The organism is Streptomyces sp. NPDC019443 (assembly GCF_044389785.1).
GTDB lineage: Bacteria > Actinomycetota > Actinomycetes > Streptomycetales > Streptomycetaceae > Streptomyces.
In genome coordinates this window covers 135,122-155,362 of the sequence record NZ_JBIRYJ010000001.1, presented here as the reverse complement: position 1 = coordinate 155,362, position 20,241 = coordinate 135,122, and the positions used below count along the sequence as shown (strand labels likewise).

Below are 20,241 nucleotides of genomic sequence, written 5' to 3'. Positions count from 1 at the left end.
GGCATGGTCCTTCTCGCCGTGTTCGTGTACCTCGCCATCGGCGCATCGTCCGCCGCGCTGATCGTCCGGGCCTCCGCGTCCCGGCCCCGCCACCCGGCCGGCGGCGGACAGATCCAGCACGTCTACGAGGCGGCCTTCCTCAGCGGCGGCCCCGCCCGTGTCGCCGACGCCGCACTCGCCGCCATGCACGCGGACGGCCGGCTGGTCATCGGCGGCCCGGGCATCGTCTCCGTGCGGCATGCCCTCGCCCATGACCCCGTGGAGCGCGGGGTTTTCGAGCAACTGGCCGCCGCCCCGACCGGCGCGCTGCACACTTTGCGCCTCGCGGTGATGCGCCACCCCGCCGTGCAGGAGATCGGCGACGGCCTCGCCGCCCGCGGGCTGATGACGCCGCCCGGACAGAACCGGGGGCTGACGGTGTGGGGCTACACCCAAGGCTTCCTCTGCGTCATGGGGCTGCCCCTCTCCTTCGGCCTGACCATCTTCAGCTTCATCCAGAACGACGGACCGGTCGATTTCGGCCCGCCGTTCATCCTGATGGTTCTGCCGGCCCTGATCGCGGGCATCGTGATCGGGTTCATGATGGGGGGCCGCGCCCGGCGGCGGATCACGACCGCCGGGCGGCACGCCCTGCGCTCGTACCTGGTGCAGTACGCCCAGGTGTACTCGGCGGCCCATCTCGTCGCGGTACACGGTCTGCGCGGAGTGCCGGATCCCGCGCTCCAGGCGCAGCTGACCACGGCGGCACGGATCCCGGCGGGCCGCACGGACGGCTACTCGCCGTCGTACACGGACTCCGCGGCCGTGTGGTGCGCCGGGTCGAGCCCGGGATCCGGCTGTGGCAGCTCCAGCTGCGGCGCGAGCGGGGGATCGAGCTGCGGTGGTTCGTCCGGCGGCTCCAGTTGCGGCGGTTCGTCAGGAGGTTCCAGCTGCGGCGGATCCTCGGGCGGGTCCAGCTGCGGAGGCGGCAGCAGCTCCTGACCGCAAGCAAAGCCACCACTTCCCGCAACACCCCACAGGATCACCCCGGAGCCGACTAGCGTGCTGGACCGCACGCAGGAGGCCCCATGCGTTCCCTCACCGGCACCGGCCTGGTCGTCGTCGCACTGACGGCGACCATCGCCGCGATCCTCTTCCCGATCTGGTCGTACGACGACCGCTCAGGCACCGGCCGTGCCAACCTCAGGGCCGGTTCCGTCAGCACACCCTGGGGTCCGCTCTCCGCCGCCGACCGGGACTTCGTCGTCCGCGTCAGACTCGCCGGTCTGTGGGAGCTCCCCGCGGGCCAGCAGGCCGTCGGCCGGGCCCCCACCGTCGCGGTGAAGGTGGCCGGCGAGCATCTCGTCGAGGGCCACACCTATCTCGACGCCCGCGTCCGCGAGGTCGCGGCCCGGCTCAACATGGAGCTGCCGAACCAGCCGACGGCCCAACAGCAGGGCTGGCTCAAGGAGTTCACCGAGGCACGCGGCCAGGAGTACGAGACCAAGTTCGCCAATATCCTGCGCCGCGCCCACGGCAAGGTCTTCTCCCTCGTCGCCGACATCCGCAACAGCACCCGCAACACCCTGGTGCGCGAACTCGCCAACGACGCCAACACCACCGTCCTGGACCACATCAAGGTCCTGGAGGCGACCGGCCTGGTCGACTTCGACGCCATCGCCGACGACTCCGCCGCCACCGCGACCGCGAGTCCCACCGGACCGCCGCCGCCCGCCCCGGGCGCGACACCGCCGCCCGCAGACCCCGTCACCCCCACCCCGGCCACGTCGTTCCCGCTGCCGCCCGCGGCCTCCCGCCCCCGCGCCGACGTCACGGACCGATGACGCCACGGTCCGTATGGTGAACAACCCATGGCGCAACCGCGGACATCTCGCGTAGAACTCGGCCATGTTCTGGGTCCTCTTCCTGCTGGTGGCCTGGGCCGCGGCGGGCATCAGCTGCGCCCGGCTCTGCATCGCCGCCGTCGAAGCCGCTCGCCCCGCCCCCGAAGGAACAAGCCGGAAGGGGCAGTTGAGCCTGTACGAGGCCGCCTTCCTGGCCGGCGGCCCGCACCGGGTCACGGAGCTCACTCTCGTCTCGATGCACCGCGGCCGCAGGCTGCTTCTCGCGCGCACCGGCTGGGCAACGGTCGTCGACCCGGAGGGCGAGGACGACTTGGAGCGCTCGGTCATCGGCGCGATAGGACCCGCGGGCCAGGCCCGGATAGCCGCGGTGCGGGCCGCCGCATCCGCCGCCGACGCGGTACGGGCCCTGGCCGACCGGCTCGTCAGCGCCGGCCTCGCCGTCCCGGACGCGGCCAGGTCGGGCGTCGCCGCCGCCGTGCGCGCCGTCCAGGGCGCGACCGCGCTCACCGTCGCGCTGGCGGCCGCCACACTGCTGATGCTCCCTCAGGAGCAGGGCGCGAGGGCCCCGGTCCTCGCCTGGTTCGCCCTCCCCCTCCTGCTCACCCTGGGCTGTCTGGCCATCGCGCGGATCGAGGTGCATCCGTACACCCGCTGGGCCTCGCCCGACGGCCAGCGTCTCCTCGGCGCGCTCTCCCCGGGGGACACGCTCACCGCCGTCGCGGTGCGCGGCGTCGGCGCGCTCGACGATCCGGACCTGCGGGCGGCGCTGGCGAGCGGCCGCATGGCGCATCGGAGTCATTGACCCCGACACCGGACATTGGTCCTTTACATCGCTAATAAGCCCACCAAGGATCCCTTTCGTCCCGTGGCCTCACGGCCGCTGTCCGCACGAAGGGAACGCGATGAGAGCAGTTGCCATGTACGGAGCCGTGACGAGCCTCAGTGCCTTGGTCGTCTCTGCGCTGGCCGTCGCCCCGGCCGGCGGCACCACCACCGTCGAAGCCGAGTCGTACGGCACGACCGTCGCCGCCGAGCGCGCGGCCGCCGCCGGGATCTCCTTCGGACGCTGCCCCAAGATTGAGATGCTGCCCGCTCCCGTCCAGTGCGGCACGCTCAAGGTCCCCCTCGACTACGCCAGCCCCTCGGGCCCGCAGATCTCCCTGACCGTCAGCCGCGTGAAGGCGAGCGGCAAGCCGGCCGAGCACCAGGGCGCGTTCGTCTACAACCCCGGCGGCCCCGGCGCCTCCAGCATGTACTTCCCGATGGCCGCCCAACTCCCCGAGTGGAAGCGGATCGCCAAGGCGTACGACATCGTCGGTTACTCCCCGCGCGGTGTCGGCCGCTCCGCCCCGCTGTCCTGCCAGGACCCGGCCGACTTCACCAAGGCGCCCACCCTGTCGCCGGTGCACCCCTCCCGCTCGTACAAGATGGAGCGGATTGCGCAGGCGAAGGCGTACGCCCAGGGCTGCGCGAGCAACGCGGGCCCGGCGCTGCGGCACTACACCTCGCTGAACAACGCCCGCGACCTGGATGTGCTGCGGGCCGCGCTCCACCAGCCGCGGCTGACCTTCATGGGTGCCTCGTACGGCACGTACTTCGGCGCGCTGTACGCGACCCTCTTCCCCTCCCATGTGCGCCGCATGGTCTTCGACTCGGCGGTCAACCCGGAGCCGGGCCGGATCTGGTACCGCAGCAACCTGAACCAGTCGCTCGCCTTCGAGAACCGCTGGGCGGACTTCCGCACCTGGGTCGCCAAGCACGACCGGACGTACCATCTGGGCGCCACGCCGGAGGAGGTGGCCATGAGCTACGAGCAGGCACGCGCCCGGCTCGCCCTCGAGCCTGCGGGCGGGACGGTCGGCCCCGGACAGCTGCACGCGGCATTCCTGCGGGCCGCTTACCACGACGACTACTGGCCACTGCGCGCCGGCGCGCTGGCCGAGTATCTGAAGGGCAACGAGGAGCCGCTGGTCAAGCAGGCCGCGCCGCGGCCGGAGGAAGCGCACGAGGCGGAGAACGGCAACGCCGTTTACACCGCCGTCGAGTGCAACGACGCCCCCTGGCCGACCGAATGGGAGGTGTGGGACCGCGACAACAGCGCTCTCGCACGCATCGCGCCCTTCGAGACCTGGGACAACGCCTGGATGAATCTGCCGTGCGCCTACTGGCCCGCGCCCCGGCAGCAGCCGCTGGACGTGCGTACCAAGCTCGGTGCGCTGCCGCCGACGCTCATCCTGGCCGCGGAGCGGGACGCGGCGACGCCGTACGAAGGGGCGCGTGAACTGGCGCGGCGGCTGAAGGGCTCCGTGCTGATCACGGAGAAGGACGCCGGCACGCACGGCATCGGCGGCGGCAACAACCAGTGCGTCAACGCCCACCTGGAGAAGTACCTGCTGTACGGCGTGACGCCGGTGCGGCGCGCATCGTGCGCGCCGCACCCGGAGCCGGACCCGGTGTCGCTGGAACGGGCGGCGGCAGAGCCGAAGCTGCCGCACGTCGTCTGATCTTCCGGGTCGGGGGACGGCCGGGTCCGCATCGCGCGGACCCGGCCGTCGGGCTTCTGGGGCGAGCCCGCTTTACGCGAGCCCCGCCACCAGCTCCGCGACCGACTTGCGGCGGCCCGTGTAGAACGGGACCTCTTCGCGGACGTACATACGCGCCTCGGAGCCGCGCAGATGACGCATCAGGTCGACGATGCGATACAGCTCGTCGGCCTCGAAGGCGAGCAGCCACTCGTAGTCGCCGAGCGAGAACGACGCCACCGTGTTGGCACGCACGTCCGGGTAGCCGCGGGCCATCTTGCCGTGGTCGGCGAGCATCCGGCGGCGGTCCTCGTCGGGCAGCAGGTACCAGTCGTAGGAGCGCACGAAGGGGTAGACCGAGACATAGTTGCGCGGCGTCTCGTCGGCCAGGAAGGCCGGGATGTGCGACTTGTTGAACTCGGCGGGGCGGTGCAGCGCCATGTTCGACCAGACCGGCTCGAGCGCGCGGCCGAGCCTGGTGCGGCGGAAGAGGTTGTACGCCTCCTGCAGCTCGTCCGCGGTCTCGGCGTGCCACCAGATCATGACGTCGGCGTCGGCGCGGAGCCCGGACACGTCGTACGTGCCGCGCACGGTGACGTCCTTGGCGGCGAGCTGGTCGAACAGCTCCTGGACCTCGTCGGCGTAGCCGGAACGGTCCTCGGGCAGCACATCGCGCAGCTTGAAGACGGACCACAGCGTGTACCTGATGACCTCGTTGAGGTCCTTGGCCTTCTTGCCTGCGTTCGGAATCTTTTCGGGCGCACTCATAGGGCTATTCTCCCGCGTCACGATCAGTGCCCCGCGCCAGGGGGGGCGTGGCGAGGATCTCGTCGGCCGCGCGCTGGGCGCCGGAGATGCAGGCGGGGATGCCGACGCCGTCGAACGCCGCCCCGCAGACCCTGAGGCCAGGCAGTTTGACGACCTCGTCACGGATCCGGGCGACGCGCGCGAGATGCCCGACGGGGTACTGGGGCAGTCCGCCGATCCACCGGGTCACCTCGGTGGCGACGGGCCTGGCCGCGAGTCCGGTGGCCTCCCCGAGATCGCCCAGGGATACATCGACGAGCTCGGCGTCCTCGCGGTGCAGGTGTTCCTCCTCGCCGTAGCGTCCGATCGAGGTGCGCAGCACGAAGAGGCCGGGGGAACCCTTGTCGACCCAGCTCCACTTGCGGGTGGAGAAGGTGGACGCCTTGATGGTGCGGCCGTCCACGGGCGGCACCAGGAAGCCGCTGCCTTCCGGCATGCCGGCCAGGTCCGTGCGCCGGAAGGCCATGGTGACCAGCGCCATCGAGGCGTACTCGATCTGGCCGAGCTCCGCGGCGGCGGCCGGGGATTCGGCGGCGAGCAGCGCGGACGCGGACCAGGCCGGGGTCGCGAGCACCACGCCCTCGGCGGCGATGACGCGCTGGTCGGTGCGGATCTGCCAGCCTTCGGCGCTACGGGTCAGCCCGAGGACGGGCGTCTCCATGAGGATCTCGCCGCCCCGGGCGCGTACGGCGTCGGCGACGGCGCCCGGCAGCTGCCCCACGCCGCCCTCGATGCCCATGAAGACCGGCCCGGCGGCCTGCTGCTCGGCGACCTTCGCCTGGATGTCGCGTACGGCGGCGAGCAGCGAGTCATGGGTCTTCGCCGCCTCGAAGAGCTGGGGGACGGCGGCGCGCATCGAGATGCGGTACGCGTCGCCCGCGTACACCCCGCCGAGCAGCGGCTCCACCAGCCGGTCCACGACCTCGCGGCCGAGGCGCTCGGCGACGTACGCGCCGACCGCGACATCGTCGCCGAGCTCTGCGGGCGCGAGGTCCCGCTCCCGCTCGATACGGGCGATGCCCTCCGCCGAGAGCAGTCCCGCGAGCGCCGCCGGGTCGCCCGGCACGCCCATCACATGCCCCTTGGGCATCGGGCGCAGCGCATCGCGCGTCCACACCGAGGCGGAGGCGGTGGCGGGCGGCTGGAGCCGGTCGGCGAGGCCGACGGAGCGGGCCAGTTCGACCGCTTCGGGGCGGCGGGCGAGCATCGACTCGGCGCCGAGATCGACGGGAGCGCCCTCGATCTCGCCCGCCTGGAGCTTGCCGCCGAGCCGGTCGGTGGCCTCCAGGAGCGTGACGCGCACCCCGGAGTCGAGCAGCCGGTGCGCGGCGGCGAGACCGGCGATGCCGCCTCCGATGACGACGACATGACCCGTACGTGTGTCCATGCCCCCACTCTCTCAAACCCCTTACCGAGTCCTGACCGTGACCGCTTCGGAACCGGAAAACGGCAACCCTCACCAAGGGCCCTTCCGTCAAACCGGCAACACTCACCATCTGTCCCTGGGGGGGACGACATGCGTGCACGTCGTACAGTCGCGGCACTGTTTCTCACCGCTTCAATCGCGCTTGCCGGATGCAGTGCGGCCGATCCCGAATCCAGCGCGGACGACAAGGCGCAGAGCGCCGCGAAACCCGCGCTGCAGGACGGCGGGGCCGGTTCGGGCTACGACTCCGACCGGCAGTCGTCCGGCGCGGAGCAGACCAAGCCGAAGGACCCGGTCGCCCTGGCGCCGACCCACATCATCCGCACCGCGGAGCTCGCCGTGGAGGTCAAGGACGCCCCGAAGGCCCTCGCCGCCGCCCGCGGGAGCGCTGAGAGCGCCGGCGGGCATGTCTCCAACGAGAGCACCGAGCGGATCGACGACACCCATGTGACTTCGCGCGTCGTGCTGCGCGTCCCGCAGGAGAAGTACGACGCGGTCCTTGCCGAGCTGGCGGGCACCGGAAAGCTGCTCTCCCGCAAGGCCGACGCCAAGGACGTCACCGGCCAGGTCGTCGACGTGGAGAGCCGCATCGCGACGCAGCGGGCGAGCGTCGCACGCGTACGGGCGCTGATGGACCGGGCCGACAAGCTCAGCGACGTGGTCACGCTGGAGGGTCAACTGAGCAGCCGTCAGGCCGAGTTGGAGTCGCTGCTCGCGCAGCAGGCCGCGCTCAAGGACCGTACGACGCTGGCGACCATCACCTTGGTCCTCTCCGAGAAGGAGGACAAGGGGCAGAAGGAGGAGGACGACCCGGGCTTCCTGGACGCGCTCGGCGGCGGCTGGTACGCGCTCGTGGCGGTGGGCGTATGGATCGCGTTGGCGGTGGGAGCGGTGGCCCCGTTCGCCGTGCTCTTCGGGGTGCTGTACGCGCTGTGGCGCTGGGTGCTGCGGCCGCGGCTCGCCAGGCGGCCTGTCGCTGAGCCCGCGATGCCCGCGCCCGGCCCCGGATCCGGCCCGGCCCCGGGTCAGGACTGAACGGCCTTCGCGCCGTAGCGTGTTCCCCATGGCGATGGAGCGACTGGTGGTCATCGGGGGCGATGCGGCGGGCATGTCCGCCGCATCGCAGGCACGCAGGCTCAAGGGCCCGGACGAGCTGGAGATCGTCGCGTTCGAGCGCGGCCACTTCAGCTCGTTCTCGGCGTGCGGGATTCCGTACTGGGTCGGCGGTGATGTGCCCGAGCGCGACGACCTGATCGCCCGTACGCCGGCCGAGCACCGCGCGCGCGGTATCGAGCTGCGGATGCGCACGGAGGTGACGGAGATCGACGCCCCTGGCGGGCGGGTGCGCTCCCGTGATCTGGAGACCGGCGCCGAGTCGTGGACGGGCTTCGACAAGCTGGTGATCGCGACCGGCGCGCGCCCGGTCCGGCCGGCGCTGCCGGGCATGGACGCGCCGGGCGTGCACGGCGTGCAGACCCTCGACGACGGCCAGGCCCTGCTGGACACCCTCGCGCGCACCGACGGGCGGCGCGCGGTCGTCATGGGCGCCGGCTACATCGGCGTCGAGATGGCGGAGGCGATGCTGAAGCGCGGCTACGAGGTGACGGTCCTCAACCGCGGCGAGCAGCCGATGGCCACCCTCGACCCCGACATGGGCCGCCTGGTCCACGAGGCGATGGACCGGATCGGCATCACGACGGTGAACGGCGCCGGGGTCACCAAGATCCTCACGGGCCCGGACGGCCGGGTCCGCGCCGTCGCGACCGAGAACGCGGAGTACCCGGCGGACGTGGTGGTCCTCGGCATCGGCGTCGAGCCGGAGACCACCCTCGCCCGCGCCGCCGGTCTGCCGCTCGGTGCGTACGGCGGGCTGCTCACCGATCTCGCGATGCGCGTGCGCGGTTACGAGAACATCTGGGCCGGCGGCGACTGTGTGGAGGTTCTCGACCTGGTCTCGGGCCGCGAGCGCCATATTGCGCTGGGCACGCACGCCAACAAGCACGGCCAGATCATCGGCGCGAACGCGGGCGGCGGGTACGCGACCTTCCCCGGCGTCGTCGGCACGGCGGTCAGCAAGGTGTGCGATCTGGAGATCGCCCGCACCGGCCTGCGCGAGAAGGACGCCCGCGCGGTCGGCCTGCGGTACGTCACGACCACGATCGAGTCGACGAACAGCGCGGGCTACTACCCCGACGCCGCGCTGATGACGGTGAAGATGCTCGCGGAACGCCGTACGGGCCGGCTTCTCGGCGTCCAGATCGTCGGCCGCGACGGCGCGGCCAAGCGCGTCGACATCGCGGCCGTCGCCCTGACCGCGGGGATGACGGTGGAGCAGATGACGGCCCTGGATCTCGGCTACGCCCCGCCGTTCTCCCCGGTCTGGGACCCGGTGCTGGTGGCGGCGCGTAAGGCGACGGCGGCGGTCCGCGAGGCGGGGCCCGGTTAGCGCGTGGTCCGCGTGTGCACGTACTCCACGAGACGGGTCAGCGCGTCGGGGTCGGTCGTCGGAAGCACGCCGTGGCCCAGGTTGAACACATGGCCCTCCAAGCCCGCGGCGGCGTCCAGCACCTCGCGGGTCTTGGCCTCGACGGCCTCCTGCGTGGAGAACAGGACAGCCGGGTCGAGGTTGCCCTGGAGCGCCTTGCCCGGGCCGACCCGGCGTGCGGCCTCGTCCAGCGGCACCCGCCAGTCGACGCCGACGACGTCCGCGCCCGCCTCGCCCATCAGGCCGAGGAGTTCGCCGGTGCCGACGCCGAAGTGGATGCGCGGCACGTCGTACGAGGCCACCGCGTCGAGGACCTTGGCGGAAGCCGGCATCACCGAGCGCCGGTACTCGGCGGGGGCGAGCGCGCCCACCCACGAGTCGAAGAGCTGCACCGCTGAGGCACCGGCCTCGATCTGCACCTTGAGGAAGGCCGAGGTGATCTCCGCGAGCCGGTCGAGCAGGTCGGCCCACAGCTGCGGGTCGCCGTACATCAGGGCCTTGGTGTGCTCGTGGTTGCGCGAGGGGCCGCCCTCGACGAGGTAGCTCGCGAGGGTGAAGGGCGCGCCGGCGAAGCCGATGAGCGGGGTGGCCCCGAGCTCGCCGGTGAGCAGCCCGATCGCCTCTGTGACGTACCAGACGTCCTCGGGCGTGAGGTCGCGCAGCCGTGCCAGGTCGGCGCGGGTGCGGATCGGCTCGGCGACGACCGGGCCGACGCCCGGCTTGATGTCGAGGTCGAGGCCGATGGCCTTGAGCGGTACGACGATGTCGCTGAAGTAGATCGCCGCGTCGACCTTGTGGCGGCGTACCGGCTGCAGCGTGATCTCGGTGACGAGCTCGGGCCGCATGCAGGACTCGAGCATCCCGATGCCCTCGCGGACCTTGAGGTACTCGGGCAGTGAGCGTCCCGCCTGACGCATGAACCAGACCGGGGTGTGCGGCACCGGCTCACGCCTGCACGCCTTCAGAAAGGCTGACTCTTCGACAGCGTGTGTCGTCGTCGGCTGGCCCGAGGATGGGGTATCCCCAGCTCGGGCGAAGCCTCGAGCGAGGGGAAGGTCGTTGGCACTCACGCCGAGAATCTTCGCACGTGCACCTGAAGTGGCCGCTCCGGGCCGGGTGTCCCTCCCTGCGCGAAGCCCCCGTTCCGCCTACTCTTCCCCGCATGGCTGCGGCTCAGGGACATTTTTCCGATCATTCCAACAGCGCTGACGACGCGGACAGCACGGAGGGGAATGCCGTCCCGCGCGCGTTCCGGCTGGCGGTCGACGCACTGCGGGCCGCGCGGCTGCGCCCCGAGGTCGAGGTGGACCCGACGCGCCCGCCGCAGCGGCTCGCGCCGCATGCCTACGCGCTGGAGGCGGCGGTCGTCGACGGCGACGACGACCTGGCGGACGGCCGCCTGGTGCTGCTGCACGATCCGGCCGGTCACGAGGCCTGGCAGGGAACCTTCCGGCTGGTGACGCTGGTACGCGCCGAGCTGGAGCCCGAGATGGCGGCCGATCCGCTCTTTCCCGAGGTCTGCTGGTCGTGGCTGACGGGCGCGCTGGAGGCGCGCGGGCTCTCGTACGGCGAGGCGAGCGGGACCGTCACCCGCGCGAGTTCTCACTACTTCGGTGGACTCTCCGACCGGCGCCCGGCGACGCAGATCGAGATCCGGGCGTCGTGGACACCGCGCGAGGGTCTGGAGGGGGTTCCGGACTCGGCGGCACACCTCGTGGCCTGGTGCGATCTCCTCTGCCAGGTCGCCGGGCTGCCGCCGTCGCCGGCCGGTCCGGTGGACGCGGCGACGGGCGTGGTCTCGCTTCCACAGCGGCGGGGCCCGCAGCAGCCGTGACTCCGCGCCCGGGGCGACGCCCGGGAGACTGACCACGAGAGGCGCTCGCAGCCGCAGCCGGGATCTCAGCCCGGGACGTGCCGGCAGGCCGACGCCTGGGACGTGCCCGGAGGTTGACGCCCGCGACGTGCCGGCAGGCCGACGCCTGGGACGTGCCCGGAGGTTGACGCCCGCGACGTGCCGCAGGAACGCACCGGGGCCGCGGCCGGAGATCGTGCACGGGACCGCCGGGGCCCTGGCCGGAAGATCGAACACGGGGTCGCCGGGAGCTCGTAGGATGATCGATCACTCGTCCGAATTGCCCCAATTGTTACTCACCAAATCGTGATCATTCTCTAAAGGCGGACGGGTTCGGTGCCGAAGAGGTCTGTGACCCTAACTGCACGGTCCGCCCCGGCTTCTTCCCCCCGAGCCGGCTCCGTCCCGCACCCTCCCAGGAGGCCTGGTGTCCGTTCTTCTCGAGCAGCCCGCAAGCCTGGTCGCCTACCGCCCGAACAAGCCGACGGCCATGGTCGTCGTGGCCGACCCGCGCGTCCGCTCCACCGTCACCCGCCACCTGTGGGCCCTCGGAGTGCGTGACGTCATCGAGGCGTCGTCCATCGCGGAGGCCCGTCCCCGCGTCGGCAACCCGCGCGACATCTGCGTTGCCGACGTCCACCTGCCCGACGGTTCCGGGCTGACCCTCCTGTCCGAGACCCGAGCCGCGGGCTGGCCCAACGGCCTCGCCCTCTCCGCCGCCGACGACATCGGCGCCGTGCGCAACGCCCTCGCGGGCGGCGTCAAGGGCTACGTCGTCACCGGCACACGTACGAACATCGGGCACCCGACCCGACCCGGCGCCGCCCCCATCGGCGCCGTGGCCGGCCGGATGCACCGCCGCCCCCCGGGCGCCCCGAGCCACCCGGGCGGCTACCGCGAGCTCTCCGGCCGTGAGGTCGAGGTGCTCCGCCTGGTCGCGGAAGGCCAGTCCAACAAGGCGATCGGCGTCTCGATGGGCCTGTCCGCGCTGACCGTCAAGAGCCACCTCGCCCGTATCGCGCGCAAGCTGGGCACGGGCGACCGGGCCGGAATGGTGGCCGTCGCCCTGCGGACCGGCATCATCCACTGACCGCTGTACATATTCTTCGCGCCCGTCGACGGAACGTTCCGTCGACGGGCGCTCTCCGTTGACGGATACCCTTGACACGTGACCGACGCCCAAGAGACCGCAGCAGAGACCGCACTGCGAACCACCGGGGGCGCTCCCCCGGACGACGTCGAACCGGCGCCGATTCCCTTGCTGGAGCCCCGTGAAGGCATTCCGCCCGTGGTCGCCGACGAGGCGGCACTCGCCGAAGTGATCGCCGCGTTCGCCAGGGGATCCGGCCCTGTCGCCGTCGACGCCGAGCGCGCGTCCGGCTACCGCTACGGCCAGCGGGCCTATCTCGTACAGCTGCGCCGCGAAGGCGCGGGCAGCGCGCTGATCGATCCGGTCGGCTGCCCCGACCTCTCCGAGCTCGGCGAGGTCCTGGCCGGTACGGAGTGGATTCTGCACGCGGCCACCCAGGATCTCCCCTGCCTGCGCGAAATAGGCATGATCCCGACCCGGCTCTTCGACACGGAGCTCGCCGGGCGCCTCGCGGGCTTCCCCCGGGTCGGCCTCGGCGCGATGGTCGAGTCCGTCCTCGGCTACGCGCTGGAGAAGGGCCACTCGGCGGTGGACTGGTCGACCCGCCCACTGCCCGAGCCGTGGCTGCGCTATGCCGCGCTCGATGTGGAGCTGCTGGTCGATCTGCGCGACGCGCTGGAGAAGGAGCTGGACCGGCAGGGCAAGCTGGAGTGGGCCTGGCAGGAGTTCGAGGCGATCGCGTCGGCTCCGCCCGCTCCCCCGCGCAAGGACCCCTGGCGTCGTACGTCCGGGATGCACAAGGTGCGCCGCCGCCGTCAGATGGCGGTCGTACGGGAGCTGTGGACGGCCCGCGACAAGGTGGCGCAGCGGCGCGATGTGTCGCCGGGCAAGGTGCTGAGCGACTCGGCGATCGTCGAGGCGGCGCTCGCCGTGCCGGCGAATGTGCAGGCCCTGACCGCGCTGCCCGGGTTCGGCCACCGGATGGGACGACGGCAGCTGGAGCAGTGGCAGGCGGCCGTCGACCGGGCCAAGGCGCTGCCCGACGCCGAGCTCCCGCAGCCGGGCCAGCCGCTGAACGGCCCGCCGCCGCCGCGTTCGTGGGCGGACAAGGACCCGGCGGCCGCGGCCCGGCTCTCCGCGGCGCGTGCGGCGGTCTCCGCGCTCGCGGAGGAGCTCAGTCTGCCGCAGGAGAACCTGATCACCCCGGACACGGTCCGCCGGGTCTGCTGGGAGCCGCCGGCCGAGCCCACGCTGGCCGCGGTGGCCGAGGCGCTGGCCGGGCACGGGGCGCGCGCCTGGCAGATCGGGCAGGTGGCGCCGCTGCTGGCGAGCGCGCTGACGGCGACGGCCTGACGCCTGCGGCGGGGCTGAATTTGTCAGCCCCGTGGGGGTCCCCCGGACGACGTCTGGGGGAGATTGAGGCGCGCGGATCCGGGGGCGGAACCCCCGGCTACGAGCCGGCTCTCCCCGTGTGACGTTCACCGCTCCCGCCGTAGGGGGTGGGCAGGGTGGTTACCCGCAAGTAGCATGAGCCGAGGAAGCGCGCGCTTAGGCGCGTGCCCGCCGCAGTGCCATCCCGCACCCTGGAGGAGAGCCATCGTGCCTCGTACCGTCAGGGACGTCGTCTTCGTCGACGGCGTCCGCACCCCGTTCGGCAAGGCGGGCCCGAAGGGCATTTACCACGAGACCCGTGCCGACGATCTCGTCGTGAAGGCGATCCGGGAGCTGCTGCGCCGCAACCCGGACCTCGACCCCGCCCGTATCGACGAGGTCGCGATCGCAGCGACCACGCAGATCGGCGACCAGGGTCTGACCATCGGCCGGACCGCGGGCATCCTCGCGGGTCTGCCGCAGTCCGTGCCTGGTTACTCCATCGACCGCATGTGCGCCGGCGCCCTGACCGCCGTCACCTCGGTCGCGGGCAGCGTGGCCTTTGGTGCGTATGACATCGCCATCGCCGGTGGTGTCGAGCACATGGGCCGCCACCCGATGGGCGAGGGAGTCGACCCCAACCCGCGCTTCGTGTCGGAGAAGCTCGTCGACGAGTCGGCCCTGTTCATGGGCATGACCGCGGAGAACCTGCACGACCGCTACCCCTCGATCACCAAGCAGCGCACCGACGAGTACGCCGTGCGCTCGCAGGAGAAGGCCGCCAAGGCGTACGCCAACGGCAAGATCCAGCAGGACCTGGTGCCGGTCTCCGTACGCCGTACCAACGCCGAGGCCGGCGAGACCGGCTGGGGCCTGGTCACCGCGGACGAGCCGATGCGGCCGGGCACCACGCTGGAGAACCTCTCCGGCCTGAAGACCCCGTTCCGCGTCCACGGCCGCGTCACCGCCGGTAACGCCGCGGGTCTGAACGACGGTGCCACCGCCTCGCTCATCGCCTCCGAGGACTTCGCCCGTGAGAACAACCTCCCGGTGAAGATGCGCCTGGTCTCGTACTCCTTCGCCGGCGTCGAGCCCGAGGTCATGGGCTACGGCCCGATCCCGGCGACGGAGAAGGCCCTTGCCCAGGCGGGCCTGTCCATCGCGGACATCGGCCTGTTCGAGATCAACGAGGCCTTCGCCGTCCAGGTGCTGGCCTTCCTCGAGCACTACGGCATCGCGGACGACGACGCGCGCGTCAACCAGTACGGCGGCGCCATCGCCTACGGCCACCCGCTGGCCTCCTCCGGCGTACGTCTGATGACGCAGCTGGCCCGGCAGTTCGAGGAGCAGCCGCAGGTCCGCTACGGCCTGACCACCATGTGCGTCGGCTTCGGCATGGGCGCGACGGTCATCTGGGAGAACCCGCACTTCGACGGAGGCAACAAGTGAGCACCACCGCTGAACTCCTGAAGGGCGCGGCCGAGCTGTTCCCGGACGAGGTAGTCACTCAGGCGCACGTGCGCCATCTCGAACTCCCCGGCGGGGCGGGCAAGTTCGCGCTCATCACGCTGGACAACGGCCTGGACCACACCAAGCCGACCACCTTCGGGCCGCAATCGCTGGCGAACCTCAACGCCGCCATCGACCAGGTCGAGAAGGAGGCGGCCGAGCGCACGATCGCCGGCATCGGCATCACCGGCAAGCCGTTCATCTTCGCGGTCGGCGCCGACCTCAAGGGCGTGGAGCTGCTGAAGCGCCACGAGGAAGCGCTGGCGATCGGCAAGGGCGGCCACGACGTCTTCAAGCGGCTGTCGGGGCTCGCCGTCCCGACGTTCGCGTACTACAACGGCGCGGCGATGGGCGGCGGTGTCGAGGTCGGGCTGCACTGCTCGTACCGCACCGTCTCCACGGCGATCCCCGCCTTCTCGCTGCCCGAGGTCTTCCTCGGTCTCGTCCCGGGCTGGGGCGGCTGCGCGATCCTGCCGAACCTGATCGGCGCGGACCGCGCGGTCTCGGTGATCATCGAGAACTCGCTCAACCAGAACAAGCAGCTCAAGGGCAAGCAGGTCTTCGAGCTCGGGATCGCCGACGCGATCTTCGAGGGCGCGGACTTCCTGGAGCAGTCGCTCATCTGGACCGCGTCAGTCCTCAAGGGCGAGATCGCCGTCCAGCGCGCGGAGATCGACCGCGGCGAGGCCTGGGACCAGGCCGTCGCACGCGGCCGCTTCATCGCCGACTCCAAGGTGCACGGCGCCGCTCCGGCCGCGTACCGCGCCCTCGACATCATCGAGGCTGCCAAGGACGGCGACCTGCAGAAGGGCTTCGACGCCGAGGACACCGCTCTCGCGGACCTGATCATGGGCGGCGAGCTGCGCAGCGGCATCTACGCCTTCAACCTGGTCCAGAAGCGCGGCAAGCGCCCGGCCGGGGCGCCGGACAAGTCGCTTGCCCGTCCGGTCACCAAGGTCGGCGTCGTCGGCGCGGGTCTGATGGCCTCGCAGCTGGCGCTGCTCTTCCTGCGCCGCCTCGAGGTGCCGGTCGTGCTGACCGACATCGACCAGGAGCGCGTCGACAAGGGTGTGGGCTACGTCCACGCCGAGATCGAGAAGCTGCTCGGCAAGGGCCGCATCAACCAGGACAAGGCCAACCGCCTCAAGGCCCTGGTGACGGGCGTCCTCGACAAGGCCGAGGGTTTCTCCGACGCGGACTTCATCATCGAGGCCGTCTTCGAGGAGATCGGCGTCAAGCAGCAGGTGTTCGCCGAGGTCGAGGCGGTCGCCCCGGCGCACGCGATCCTCGCCACCAACACCTCCTCGCTGTCGGTGACCGAGATGGCGTCGAAGCTGCAGCACCCGGAGCGGGTCGTCGGCTTCCACTTCTTCAACCCGGTCGCGGTACTCCCGCTGCTGGAGATCGTCCGCGGCGAGCAGACGGACGACGCCGCGCTGGCGACGGCGTTCGGTGTCGCGAAGAAGCTGAAGAAGACCGCCGTACTGGTCAAGGACGCGCCGGCCTTCGTGGTCAACCGCATCCTGACCCGCTTCATGGGCGAGATCCAGAACGTCATCGACGAGGGCACTCCGGTCGAGGTGGCCGAGAAGGCCGTCGAGCCGCTGGGTCTGCCGATGTCGCCGCTGGTCCTGCTTGAGCTGGTCGGTCCCGCGATCGGCCTGCATGTCTCCGAGACCCTCAACCGGGCCTTCCCGGACCGGTTCACGGTCTCCGAGAACCTGGCCGCGGTCGTCAAGGCCGGCAAGCGCGGCTTCTACGTCTACGACTCCGGAAAGCCGGAGCTGGACCCGGAGGTCGGCGCTCTCCTCAAGCAGGGCGATGTCGTCCTGACGGAGGAGCAGACCCGCGAGCGCGTGCTGAACGCGGTGGCGCAGGAGATCGGTCTGATGCTGGAGGAGGGTGTCGTGTCCGAGGCCCAGGACATCGACCTCTGCCTGATCACGGGCGCCGGCTGGCCCTTCCACCTGGGCGGCATCACGCCGTACCTGGACCGCGAGGGTGTCTCCGAGCGCGTGAACGGCAAGCTGTTCCTACCGCAGGGCGTGGCGAGCGTCCCGGCGTAACGCCTGTCGCGAGCAAGCGAGCAAGCAGCTGCCCCGGCACCGTCCTTCGGTGCCGGGGCAGTTTGCGTTCTCGAGGCGGCGGCGCGCGGCCGTCAGATCCGGGTCCAGGCCTCCATCGCCAGACCGGGCTCCGTCGTCTTCTGCCGGGTGATCCGCAGGCCGCCGTCCGGGGCGAACGCGGCAAGCACGACGCGGCCATCGGCGTCGACGGCCAGTGCCGGGGCGCCCACGCACGCTTCTCCGGTACCGGTCCAGACCGCGCCCGCGGGCTCGTCCTCGGTCGGATACGCGGCGAGCGCGGGCCGTCCGTCGCCGTCGCGCTGCGCCATGAGCGTGCAGTCGTGGCCGTCCACGGAGGCCCGCAGCACGGCCACCGGTCCCGTCCCCGTCCCGCCGCCCAGCGGCTCGGGCACGCTGTCCTGACGCCAGGCGTGCACCTCGGCGGACTTCTCGTCACGCCAGAAGAAAGTGAGCCGGTCCTCACCGGTCGCCACACCCGATACCGAGCCGTCCCGGACCTGCGCGGGGATGTCCTCGTCCCTGGTGAACAGCGGCTTGTCGCCGTCCTGCAGCCAGCGCATGATGCCCTCGCGCGCGGGCGCGAGAATCTCCGTCCGCCCGCTGCCGGTCGCGGCGACGGCGAGCCTGCCATGGGCTCCGCTGCCCTTGAGATCGGCCCATGGCCGCCAGGCTCCGGAGGAGGTCTGGCTCCGGCCGCACACCCCGCCGCCGACGTTGCGTACGAAGACATGGACGTTGCCGGCACCGTCCACGACCGACGCCGGACGGCCTATCTGCCCGGCGAGCTTCCAGTCGTTCGGATACGGCGTGCCCAGCGGCTGCCATTCCTTCACCGGACGGCCCGACTGGTACTGGATCGCATGGACGAGGTCCGTCCGGACCTCGTCACCGCCCGCCGGTGTCTGCCGCAGGCCGAAGAGGTGCACATAGCCGTCGGCTCCCTGAGCGAAGGAGAGGTACGGCAGCAGACCGTCGGCCGGGACCACCAGCTCGGGGCCCCACCACTCGGGCCCGGCAGGCCGGCTCTCGGTCCACCGGAGCACACCGCCCACGGTGGGTGCATACGCCGTGAGCCGGCCGTCCTTGCCGCGCAGCAGCCAGCCGGTGGCCGTCGGACTGCCGTCCTCCGCAGTGCTGACCGGTGCGTGGCCCCGCTGTGCGGTGGGAACCTCGCGAGTCCGGCCCGCCTGCTGCTTCGATCTTCGCGCAGGCCCCAACGCCATGGCTCACCGGCCACCTTTCCTGACGAGAAACCGCATTGAGCGGCCGCATACAACGCTCCATGAAGTGCTGCGACAATAACACCCAGCCGGGCGGCGAATTTTTGGGGATTTCTGATGCGAACGCTTGTGATCGTCGACGCGGCAAATGTGGTCGGTTCCGTGCCCGACGGCTGGTGGCGCGACCGCCGCGGGGCAGCCGAACGGCTGCGGGACCGACTGGTCGATGTCGCGGCGGCCGGAGTCCCCGGGCATCCCGGTCCCGTCGAGCTGGTGCTCGTCGTGGAGGGGGCCGCCCGCGGGGTGGAGAGTGTGCCCCGGGTGCGGGTCGAGTCCGCGCCGGGCAGCGGGGACGACAGAATCGTGGAGCTGGTGTCCGAGCGTCCGGCGGGCCTGCCCTGCGTCGTGGTCACGGCCGACCGGGAGCTCAGACGGCGGGTAGAGGCGTACGGCGCCGAGTGCATGGGACCGCGGGCGGTTCAGCCACCCGAGCGTACATAGAACACCGCGCCGTCGACCTCGTCGGGCAGCGGCTCGTAGTGCCGGGACAGCAGCCTGTCCAGGGTGGGGATCCGCTCCGGGGCGAACGGTTTGCCGCGGGAGTCATCCACGATCAGGGCCGGTCCGCGGCGCATCTCGCCGGCGAAGACCTGCCACGCGCCGGCCATCGCGTACTTCTCACCGACCTGCGGACCGTTGCGGCCACCGCTGTAGTTGGTGAGCAGCCCGGCGGTCAGATACCTGCTGGCTGGTGCCCGGTCGGCGAGCCAGTACGTCTCGGGGTGTATCCCCCACACCAGAACCGGCTCCGATGGGCTTGTACGGGCCTGTACGGCGGCGGCGAGTCGCTCGGCATGGTCCAGCTCCGGGCGCGGCGCCAGCATCCCCCAGGCGAGGAACAGAGCGCACCCGCAGGCCGAGGTGAGCAGGGCCGTTGCGAGCCGGTCGCGCGGCAGGATCTGCAGCGCTCCGGTCGCCAACAGAGCCAGCGGCGGGATCAGTTGCAGGTAGTAGTGGCCGAAGAAGTGGAAGCCGAGCAGCACAGCGGCCGCCGACGCCGCCAGCCACAGCCACAGATCGGTGGCGCCGGTCCTGGCGATGCGCAGCACCCGCACGATCGGCGGGATCAGTCCGGCGCAGGCGGTGCCGAGCAGCGCGGAGTTGACCAGGGCCCGGAACAGGACGTGGAGTTCGGAGCCGGTGAAGGTGGCGTACGCAGCCGAGCCCGTCACCGTCCAGAACACAAAGCCGTGCGGAGTGGTCAGCCCGGCGGCGCAGAACACCGGGAGACCGAGGCCGACTCCCGTACGCAGCAAGGCTGTTCGGGACGGTGACGTCTGCCAGAGCAGCCACAGGACCGGGACCAGGACTGCTCCGCCGGTCTGTTTGGTGAGGAGGGCCCCCGCCACCGCGAGGCCCGCCGCGGCCCAGCGGCCCCGGTCCGCGCACCAGATGGCGGCCGCCGTGAACGGCAGCATGAAGACCTCGAAGGTGGCCGCCTGCGCGTCCTGCGGATTGAGGCCGATGGAGACCAGCAGATAGAGGACGCCTGCGGTGCGTCCGGCCCGGTCGCCCCAGCGGCGGCGGGCGATGCCCACGAGCAGGGCGGCGGTGATCAGTTGGGCGATGACCGCCAGGATTTTGACGGAGAGCAGGGATTCGTCGCCGAACATCGCGAACGAGGCCTGGTACAACAGGGGCAGCAGCGGCGGTTTGCGGTCGACCACCGTGTCGTACAGCGCTCCTCCGTCGGCCAATATCCTTGCCTGGACGGCGAGATAGCCCTCGTCCGGGTTCCACAGCCGGCGTCCGAAGGAAGGGATGCGGGTGAGGAGGGCGAGCAGGGCCAGCACCGGGAGCAGCCGCCGCCAGTAGCCGGGCGGAGGGACGGCGGACGGAGCACGGCCTCGCTGCCGGGGCAATGCGGTTGCGGATACGTACCGTAGGGACGACGACGGCTCGACGGGCATGCCTGCCTTTCGCGGTCCGGGGTTCACCCGGAAGAGCACAGTATCCGGCCCCGCAGTC

At 71.6% G+C, this 20,241-nt stretch carries 17 protein-coding genes; 12 read left to right on the top strand and 5 right to left on the bottom strand.

The genetic code is table 11. The annotated features are described in order from the left end of the window. Positions 1 to 3 precede the first annotated feature (3 nt). From ACH492_RS00675 to ACH492_RS00660, 4 genes are all read left to right on the top strand, one after another. Positions 4 to 981, top strand: coding sequence for a TIGR04222 domain-containing membrane protein (locus tag ACH492_RS00675; protein ID WP_398981322.1), 978 nt, complete (start codon positions 4 to 6; stop codon positions 979 to 981). 86 nt (positions 982 to 1,067) lie between these two features. Then, positions 1,068 to 1,823 carry a DUF4142 domain-containing protein gene (locus ACH492_RS00670; protein ID WP_398981320.1) on the top strand — a complete coding sequence of 252 codons (756 nt, stop codon included), beginning with the start codon at positions 1,068 to 1,070 and terminating at the stop codon, positions 1,821 to 1,823. Positions 1,824 to 1,887: 64 nt separating this feature from the next. Beyond that, positions 1,888 to 2,646: a TIGR04222 domain-containing membrane protein gene (locus tag ACH492_RS00665; RefSeq protein ID WP_398981318.1), complete on the top strand. Its 759-nt coding sequence runs from the start codon at positions 1,888 to 1,890 to the stop codon at positions 2,644 to 2,646. Positions 2,647 to 2,746: 100 nt separating this feature from the next. Further along, positions 2,747 to 4,348 carry an alpha/beta hydrolase gene (locus ACH492_RS00660; protein WP_398981316.1) on the top strand — a complete coding sequence of 534 codons (1,602 nt, stop codon included), beginning with the start codon at positions 2,747 to 2,749 and terminating at the stop codon, positions 4,346 to 4,348. A gap of 72 nt (positions 4,349 to 4,420) precedes the next feature. Here ACH492_RS00660 and hemQ read toward each other — a convergent pair whose 3' ends face one another. After that, positions 4,421 to 5,134 (bottom strand): hydrogen peroxide-dependent heme synthase, encoded by a 714-nt coding sequence (gene hemQ, locus ACH492_RS00655; RefSeq protein ID WP_307660519.1) that lies wholly within the window; start codon positions 5,132 to 5,134, stop codon positions 4,421 to 4,423. A 4-nt stretch (positions 5,135 to 5,138) separates the two neighbouring features. Further along, positions 5,139 to 6,560 (bottom strand): protoporphyrinogen oxidase, encoded by a 1,422-nt coding sequence (gene hemG / locus ACH492_RS00650; protein ID WP_398981314.1) that lies wholly within the window; start codon positions 6,558 to 6,560, stop codon positions 5,139 to 5,141. 129 nt (positions 6,561 to 6,689) lie between these two features. Between hemG and ACH492_RS00645 the strand changes: the two genes are divergently transcribed. Both ACH492_RS00645 and ACH492_RS00640 read left to right on the top strand, forming a co-directional pair. Continuing rightward, on the top strand, positions 6,690 to 7,634 hold the full coding sequence (locus tag ACH492_RS00645) for a DUF4349 domain-containing protein (RefSeq protein WP_398981312.1): 945 nt from the start codon (positions 6,690 to 6,692) through the stop codon (positions 7,632 to 7,634). A 28-nt stretch (positions 7,635 to 7,662) separates the two neighbouring features. Beyond that, positions 7,663 to 9,045: an FAD-dependent oxidoreductase gene (locus ACH492_RS00640; RefSeq protein ID WP_398981310.1), complete on the top strand. Its 1,383-nt coding sequence runs from the start codon at positions 7,663 to 7,665 to the stop codon at positions 9,043 to 9,045. On the opposite strand, the gene hemE is transcribed toward ACH492_RS00640, so the two are convergent. Continuing rightward, positions 9,042 to 10,049, bottom strand: coding sequence for a uroporphyrinogen decarboxylase (gene hemE, locus ACH492_RS00635; protein ID WP_398983212.1), 1,008 nt, complete (start codon positions 10,047 to 10,049; stop codon positions 9,042 to 9,044). The genes ACH492_RS00640 and hemE overlap by 4 nt on opposite strands. A gap of 197 nt (positions 10,050 to 10,246) precedes the next feature. On the opposite strand from hemE, the gene ACH492_RS00630 reads away from it, so the two are divergent. The 5 genes from ACH492_RS00630 (at position 10,247) to ACH492_RS00610 (ending at position 16,972) form a co-directional block, all read left to right on the top strand. Next, positions 10,247 to 10,918 carry a DUF3000 domain-containing protein gene (locus ACH492_RS00630; protein ID WP_398981308.1) on the top strand — a complete coding sequence of 224 codons (672 nt, stop codon included), beginning with the start codon at positions 10,247 to 10,249 and terminating at the stop codon, positions 10,916 to 10,918. 445 nt (positions 10,919 to 11,363) lie between these two features. Further along, on the top strand, positions 11,364 to 12,026 hold the full coding sequence (locus ACH492_RS00625) for a response regulator transcription factor (RefSeq protein ID WP_215090828.1): 663 nt from the start codon (positions 11,364 to 11,366) through the stop codon (positions 12,024 to 12,026). Positions 12,027 to 12,104: 78 nt separating this feature from the next. Further along, on the top strand, positions 12,105 to 13,379 hold the full coding sequence (locus ACH492_RS00620; RefSeq protein WP_398981306.1) for an HRDC domain-containing protein: 1,275 nt from the start codon (positions 12,105 to 12,107) through the stop codon (positions 13,377 to 13,379). Between the two features lie 246 nt (positions 13,380 to 13,625). Further along, positions 13,626 to 14,846: a thiolase family protein gene (locus ACH492_RS00615; protein WP_398981304.1), complete on the top strand. Its 1,221-nt coding sequence runs from the start codon at positions 13,626 to 13,628 to the stop codon at positions 14,844 to 14,846. Further along, entirely contained in the window at positions 14,843 to 16,972 is a 2,130-nt protein-coding gene (locus ACH492_RS00610; protein WP_398981302.1) for a 3-hydroxyacyl-CoA dehydrogenase NAD-binding domain-containing protein, read from the top strand. The genes ACH492_RS00615 and ACH492_RS00610 overlap by 4 nt, the downstream gene beginning before the upstream one ends. Before the next feature lie 92 nt (positions 16,973 to 17,064). On the opposite strand, the gene ACH492_RS00605 is transcribed toward ACH492_RS00610, so the two are convergent. Continuing rightward, a complete protein-coding gene (locus ACH492_RS00605) occupies positions 17,065 to 18,216 on the bottom strand; it encodes a hypothetical protein (RefSeq protein WP_398981300.1) in 1,152 nt (383 codons plus the stop codon). A gap of 114 nt (positions 18,217 to 18,330) precedes the next feature. Here ACH492_RS00605 and ACH492_RS00600 point away from each other — a divergent pair, with 114 nt between their 5' ends. After that, positions 18,331 to 18,714 carry an NTP pyrophosphohydrolase gene (locus ACH492_RS00600; RefSeq protein WP_398981298.1) on the top strand — a complete coding sequence of 128 codons (384 nt, stop codon included), beginning with the start codon at positions 18,331 to 18,333 and terminating at the stop codon, positions 18,712 to 18,714. Here the strand turns inward: ACH492_RS00600 and ACH492_RS00595 are convergent. After that, a complete protein-coding gene (locus ACH492_RS00595; protein ID WP_398981296.1) occupies positions 18,693 to 20,183 on the bottom strand; it encodes an ArnT family glycosyltransferase in 1,491 nt (496 codons plus the stop codon). The genes ACH492_RS00600 and ACH492_RS00595 overlap by 22 nt on opposite strands. Positions 20,184 to 20,241 lie beyond the last annotated feature (58 nt).